Origin of the sequence: Vibrio splendidus 12E03 (genome assembly GCF_000272105.2) — a bacterium.
Classification (GTDB): domain Bacteria; phylum Pseudomonadota; class Gammaproteobacteria; order Enterobacterales; family Vibrionaceae; genus Vibrio; species Vibrio splendidus_I.
The window spans coordinates 22,200-28,561 of the sequence record NZ_AJZD02000084.1; the positions used below are offsets into that span (position 1 = coordinate 22,200).

Sequence of the window (6,362 nt, forward strand, 5' to 3'; positions counted from 1 at the left end):
GAATAAAACAAACTCATAGGATCGGATTACAAATGAGTGTTCTTGGGTATAATGAACGATCATTATTAGTTATTGAGTGTAGTCATAGTGGATACCAAAAGTCAGAAATCAGCCAACGATCAGGTGGACGCCATCAAGGTCCCGCCACATTCATTAGAAGCTGAGCAATCTGTGATTGGCGGTTTGTTATTGGATAACGAACGCTGGGATACGGTTGCCGAAAAGGTTGTGGCCAAAGACTTTTATAGTCGTCCTCACCGTCTGATCTTTGAAGCGGTAAAGGATATCCTTGAAGAAAGTTCTCCTCTGGATCTTATTACACTCTCTGAACATTTAGAGCTGCGTGAGCAACTTGAAGAAGTGGGTGGCTTTGCTTACCTTGCTGACTTAGCGAAAAACACACCAAGTGCCGCAAACATCAATGCGTATGCGGATATCGTAGCGCAACGTGCACTTGTTCGTAGCCTGATTGGTGTCGCGAATGAGATTGCTGATTCTGGTTATGACCCTCAAGGTCGTACATCGGAAGAGCTTGTTGATTTGGCTGAAAGTAAAGTTTTCGCGATTGCCGAAGGCCGTGCAAGTGAAAATGAAGGCCCACAAAATGTTGATAGCATTCTAGAGAAGACACTAGAACGTATCGAAATCCTGTACAAAACGCCACAAGATGGTGTGACAGGTGTTGATACGGGTTTCAACGACCTCAACAAGAAAACAGCAGGTCTACAAGGCTCTGACTTAATTATTGTTGCTGCTCGTCCATCGATGGGTAAAACCACATTTGCGATGAACTTGTGTGAAAACGCAGCGATGAAGCAAGACAAACCGGTTTTAATCTTCTCGCTAGAGATGCCAGCCGAACAGCTGATGATGCGTATGCTTGCGTCACTTTCTCGCGTAGACCAAACCAAGATTCGTACTGGTCAGCTAGATGATGAAGATTGGGCTCGTATCTCGTCGAGTATGGGTATTCTGATGGATAAGAAGAATATGTATATCGATGACAGCTCGGGCCTGACTCCAACCGAAGTACGTTCTCGTGCTCGACGTATCGCTCGTGAACACGATGGTATCTCTATGATCATGATAGATTACCTTCAATTAATGCGTGTACCTTCGTTATCTGATAACCGTACTCTTGAGATCGCCGAGATTTCTCGCTCATTGAAAGCGTTAGCAAAAGAACTGAATGTTCCGGTTGTCGCACTTTCTCAGCTTAACCGTTCCCTAGAGCAACGTGCTGATAAACGTCCAGTAAACTCGGATTTGCGTGAATCAGGTTCGATTGAGCAAGATGCCGACTTAATCATGTTTATCTATCGTGATGAGGTTTATAACCCAGATAGTTCACTGAAAGGCATTGCTGAGATCATCCTTGGTAAGCAACGTAACGGTCCGATCGGTTCGGTTCGTCTTACGTTCCAAGGCCAACACTCCCGATTTGATAACTATGCAGGCCCTGCATTTGATGATGAGTAATCGCTAATGACTTACATGAAAGCAGCGACGGCGAGCATTGACTTAAACGCGCTCGAACATAACCTGAACCAGATAAAGTCGAAGGCTCCTCAGTGTAAGGTCATGTCTGTTGTGAAAGCCAATGGCTACGGACACGGCTTACTGCATATTGCCAAGCATTCAAAAAGCTCTGATGCATTCGGTGTGGCGCGTATTGAAGAAGCGTTACAACTTCGTGCTGGTGGCATTGTTAAACCTATTTTGTTGCTGGAAGGGTTTTACTCTTCGGGCGATTTGCCAATTTTGGTGACCAATAACATTCAAACTGTGGTGCATTGTGAAGAGCAATTAAGCGCGCTAGAGAATGCGGATTTGGAAACCCCCGTTGTGGTATGGCTAAAAGTCGACAGTGGTATGCACCGATTAGGTGTTCGCCCTGAGCAATATCAAAACTTTGTTGAGCGTTTGCATCAATGTGCGAATGTAGCGAAGCCTCTGCGTTACATGAGCCACTTCGGTTGTGCAGACGAACTCGATAGAACCACCACTGTAGAGCAGACTGAACTATTTTTGTCTCTTACTGATGGTTGTGAAGGGGAGCGCTCACTTGCAGCTTCTGCGGGTTTGTTGGCTTGGCCTGATAGTCACCTCGATTGGGTACGTCCTGGCATTATCTCTTACGGTGTGTCGCCGTTTGTGGATAAATCAGCGCAAGAACTTGGTTTTTTACCTGTGATGACCCTGACCTCACATCTAATTGCAGTTCGTGATGTGAAAGCCGGTGAAAGTGTCGGTTATGGCGGAAACTGGACCAGTAAACGTGATACTAAGGTTGGTGTTATCGCGATTGGTTACGGTGATGGCTATCCTCGTACAGCACCTAACGGCACACCAGTGTTCGTTAACGGTCGAAAAGTACCGATCGCAGGACGAGTATCCATGGACATGCTAACGGTTGACCTAGGCCCTGATGCGGCTGATAAAGTCGGTGATGAGGCGACGCTATGGGGTAAAGACTTACCTTCAGAAGAAGTGGCGGAACATATTGGCACTATCGCTTACGAGTTGGTCACTAAACTGACTTCGCGTGTTGCGATGGAGTATGTGAAGTAATCATGGATCTTATAAAGTAAATGATGTTCAAGCGAACGACTCGACACTTAGTGATGTCAGTGATGGCGCTACTTGGTGTCAGCTTTTCTTCTTCAGCCTTAAGTGAAGAAAAAGATACCGCCTTTGTCCCTTTCTATTTCAGCACTGAAACCATGGGTAATACCTTTGGGGTTGCTGGTGTCGCAAAGGGTGTTTGGCAACCTCAAGCTGCCCTGTTTGGTATGGCGCTTTATTCAGATAAAGACAGTTATGTCGGTTTCTTATCTGCCTTTAACTACGCTTTGTCTGAGAATGTTTTATTCAGCACTCAGATGTATCAAGCTCGCTTCAACGACAACCCGTATTACCTTGGTTCCCAAGGCGATAATGACTCATCTATTGATGACAAAACCATTGCCGATGGCTTAGAAGAAAACTATCAGTTTGAGTTTAAGTATCTGCTGCCTTGGGGCAATGTTGCAGAGCATGGCTTGTTAGGGGCATTTCAACCCATCAAAGACGTGAGCTTTGCTTCTCCATTAGAGTCGGGTGTCAGTTCGATTGTCTTTACGCCTTTTTATACCTCCCGAGAGTTAGAAGGCTTAAACAATTCTGAAGAGGCGACAGGCTTTAGCTTAGCGTTTGATTGGGATAACCGGGATAGCACACGTAACCCAACCACGGGCTCTCATACTAACCTTGAATTCACCACTGGCGCAGAAAGCTGGTCTAACGACGATTTATGGTTGAAGTGGACGTTCCAAAACAGTCAGTACTTCGCATTAGGCCCTTTAGGTGACCTGTTCGACCAACAAGTCGTGGCGCTCGATTTCTATACTGTTGATACACCAACCTGGGATAACTGCTCTGGGCAAGATTGTGCTCGCCCACCGGAAACTGAACAAGCTCGATTGGGTGGTTTGTATCGATTACGAGGTTATACCGGAGGTCGCTACCACGGACGTTCTGCGGTTCATTACTCTGCTGAGTACCGAGTGATTCCTGACTGGCAACCTTTGGGTGATATCCCGCTGATTAACTATTACGATTTGCCTTGGTGGCAATGGGTAGCGTTTGCCGAAGCCGGGCGCGTTGCGGATGAGTACGATATAAAAACACTGCACTCGGATATGAAATGGAGCTTAGGTGGCGCGGTTCGTTTCCAAGTGGAAGGCATTGTTGTACGTGCTGAGTTGGCGCGAGGTGGTGACGAAGGGACCTTTAGGGTCATGATAAATCAGCCCTTCTAAAGCTTTCGACCTGCAGTAGGCCAAATACTATTTTTATAAGAGTGGTTGTGGAAACACACCACTCTTTTTTATTAAGAAGATCTAGCTTTCAAACCATCTACTCACCTTGAATCGTAGCAACAACCGTACGGCTGCCACCACAATCTCGATGCTCACCTAAGAAAATGCCCTGCCATGTTCCTAAAGCTAAACGACCATTGCTAATTGGTATTGTCACACTGGTGCCAAGTGTCGATGCTTTAATGTGGGCTGGCATGTCATCATCGCCTTCATAGGTGTGTCTGTAGTAGGGTGCTCGCTCAGGTACAAACTTATTAAAGTGTGATTCCATATCGGTACGGACGGTAGGATCAGCGTTCTCGTTTAGCGTGAGGCTGGCAGAGGTATGTTGGATAAAAAGATGTAATAAACCAACAGATAGAGAATTGATATCGTGTATCTGTTGTTCAATTTCATCAGTAATGAGATGGAATCCACGCTTTCGTGCATTTAGGTGTATAGTCTTCTGAATCCACATACGCCATCCTTTATAATGTATTTGGAAAAAAAGTGGTTTAACGCTATCTTTTGAACTTGAATTTATCAGGTATCGCTCACATTTAATTATGTTAGAGCTAGAGTCTGTACCGATTCTTGTATCAGGAAATCGAATCCTGATTTATCTCAAGGTACAGCTCTTCATATGCGGCATAATACGTCGTGAAAAAAAATTACAAAGAATCTTTCAGTGGTGACGCGGTTTGGTCATCACAGAAAAATATAAACTTTCGCCTAATCGGGGGTTCTATTCATCACCTAGGTGACGTTTAGAATAAAACCTACAGTAACATCGGGATAGATACCATGTTGAAAAATATCAACCCAACGCAAACACAAGCGTGGAAAGCTCTAACTGCACATTTTGAGTCTGCTCAAGATATGGATATGAAAGAGCTGTTTGCTCAAGATGCAAAGCGCTTCGAGAGCTTTTCTACTCGTTTCGGTTCTGACATCTTAGTGGATTACTCTAAGAACCTTATCGATGCTGAAACTATGCAGCACCTATTTGCTCTTGCGAACGAGACTGAAGTTAAGTCTGCAATTGAAGCAATGTTCGGCGGTGATGCAATCAACAAGACTGAAGGTCGTTCAGTACTTCACACTGCTCTACGTAACCGTAGCGACAACCCAGTAATGGTTGATGGCAAAGACGTAATGCCGGCAGTAAATGCAGTACTAGCAAAAATGGAACTGTTCACACACCGCATCGTTTCTGGTGATTGGAAAGGTTACACAGGTAAAGAGATCACTGATGTAGTTAACATCGGTATCGGCGGTTCGGACCTTGGTCCATACATGGTGACTGAAGCGCTAACGCCATACAAAACTCGTCTAAACATGCACTTCGTTTCTAACGTAGACGGCACTCACATCGTTGAGACACTTAAGCCTCTGAACCCAGAAACAACGCTATTCTTAGTGGCATCTAAAACATTCACGACTCAAGAAACAATGACTAACGCGCACTCTGCACGTGATTGGTTCTTGGCTGAAGCGGGTGATAACGCACACGTTGCTAAACACTTCGCAGCACTATCAACGAATGCAACTGCGGTCGCTGAGTTTGGTATTGATACTGACAACATGTTCGAATTCTGGGACTGGGTTGGTGGCCGTTACTCGCTATGGTCTGCAATCGGTCTTTCTATCTCACTATCTGTTGGCTTCGATAACTTCGTAGAGCTACTAGAAGGTGCTCACGAGATGGATAACCACTTTGCTTCAACTGAGTTTGAAAGCAACATTCCAGTAATCCTTGCGCTTATCGGTATTTGGTACAACAACTTCCACGGCGCTGAGTCAGAAGCAATTCTACCTTACGATCAATACATGCACCGTTTTGCGGCTTACTTCCAGCAAGGCAACATGGAATCAAACGGTAAGTTTGTAGACCGTGAAGGTAACCCAGTAGAGTACCAAACGGGTCCTATCATCTGGGGTGAACCAGGTACAAATGGTCAGCACGCTTTCTACCAACTGATTCACCAAGGCACTAAGCTGATCCCATCAGACTTTATTGCACCTGCAATCAGCCACAACCCAGCATCTGATCACCACCAGAAGCTGATGTCTAACTTCTTTGCTCAAACTGAAGCACTTGCTTTCGGTAAGACAAAAGAGACAGTAGAAGCTGAATTCCTAGCAGTTGGCAAAACAGCTGAAGAAGTGGCTGAGCTAGTACCTTTCAAAGTATTTGAAGGTAACCGCCCAACAAACTCAATTCTTGTTAAGCAAATCAACCCTCGCTCTTTAGGTAATCTAATCGCGATGTACGAGCACAAGATCTTTGTTCAAGGCGTTATCTGGAACATCTTCAGCTTCGACCAATGGGGTGTAGAACTTGGTAAGCAACTAGCAAACCAAATTCTTCCAGAGCTTGCTGACGACGCACAAGTAACGTCTCACGACAGCTCAACTAACGGTCTAATCAACGCATTTAAAGCGCTTAAAGCTTAATTGAGTTGATAGCCTAAAAAGAAACGCCAACCTTAGGGTTTAATGCCGTTCGGATAAGCATTACTG

At 45.1% G+C, this 6,362-nt stretch carries 5 protein-coding genes; 4 read left to right on the forward strand and 1 reads right to left on the reverse strand.

The genetic code is table 11. The features are described 5' to 3' along the window. Positions 1-87 precede the first annotated feature (87 nt). Genes A142_RS07665 through A142_RS07675 form a run of 3 tightly spaced genes read left to right on the forward strand, consistent with a single transcriptional unit; the run spans position 88 to position 3,800 of the window. The gene (locus A142_RS07665; protein ID WP_016767560.1) at positions 88-1,479 is read left to right on the forward strand and encodes a replicative DNA helicase; all 1,392 of its coding nucleotides are present in this window, start codon (positions 88-90) and stop codon (positions 1,477-1,479) included. A gap of 6 nt (positions 1,480-1,485) precedes the next feature. Then, the gene (gene alr / locus A142_RS07670) at positions 1,486-2,571 is read left to right on the forward strand and encodes an alanine racemase (protein WP_019825666.1); all 1,086 of its coding nucleotides are present in this window, start codon (positions 1,486-1,488) and stop codon (positions 2,569-2,571) included. Between the two features lie 23 nt (positions 2,572-2,594). Continuing rightward, complete coding sequence (locus A142_RS07675) at positions 2,595-3,800, forward strand: BamA/TamA family outer membrane protein (protein ID WP_029405672.1); 1,206 nt, start codon at positions 2,595-2,597, stop codon at positions 3,798-3,800. 97 nt (positions 3,801-3,897) lie between these two features. Here the strand turns inward: A142_RS07675 and A142_RS07680 are convergent, their stop codons facing one another. After that, on the reverse strand, positions 3,898-4,317 hold the full coding sequence (locus A142_RS07680; protein ID WP_019825670.1) for a secondary thiamine-phosphate synthase enzyme YjbQ: 420 nt from the start codon (positions 4,315-4,317) through the stop codon (positions 3,898-3,900). Between the two features lie 326 nt (positions 4,318-4,643). Between A142_RS07680 and pgi the strand changes: the two genes are divergently transcribed. Further along, positions 4,644-6,296, forward strand: coding sequence for a glucose-6-phosphate isomerase (gene pgi / locus A142_RS07685; protein ID WP_019825672.1), 1,653 nt, complete (start codon positions 4,644-4,646; stop codon positions 6,294-6,296). Positions 6,297-6,362: the final 66 nt, after the last annotated feature.

Excerpts from the sequence above, each read along its gene's own strand:
- alr (WP_019825666.1), top strand. The coding sequence starts at position 1,486 with ATGACTTACATGAAAGCAGCGACGGCGAGCATTGACTTAAACGCGCTC.
- A142_RS07675 (WP_029405672.1), top strand. The coding sequence starts at position 2,595 with ATGTTCAAGCGAACGACTCGACACTTAGTGATGTCAGTGATGGCGCTA.
- A142_RS07680 (WP_019825670.1), bottom strand. The coding sequence starts at position 4,317 with ATGTGGATTCAGAAGACTATACACCTAAATGCACGAAAGCGTGGATTC.
- pgi (WP_019825672.1), top strand. The coding sequence starts at position 4,644 with ATGTTGAAAAATATCAACCCAACGCAAACACAAGCGTGGAAAGCTCTA.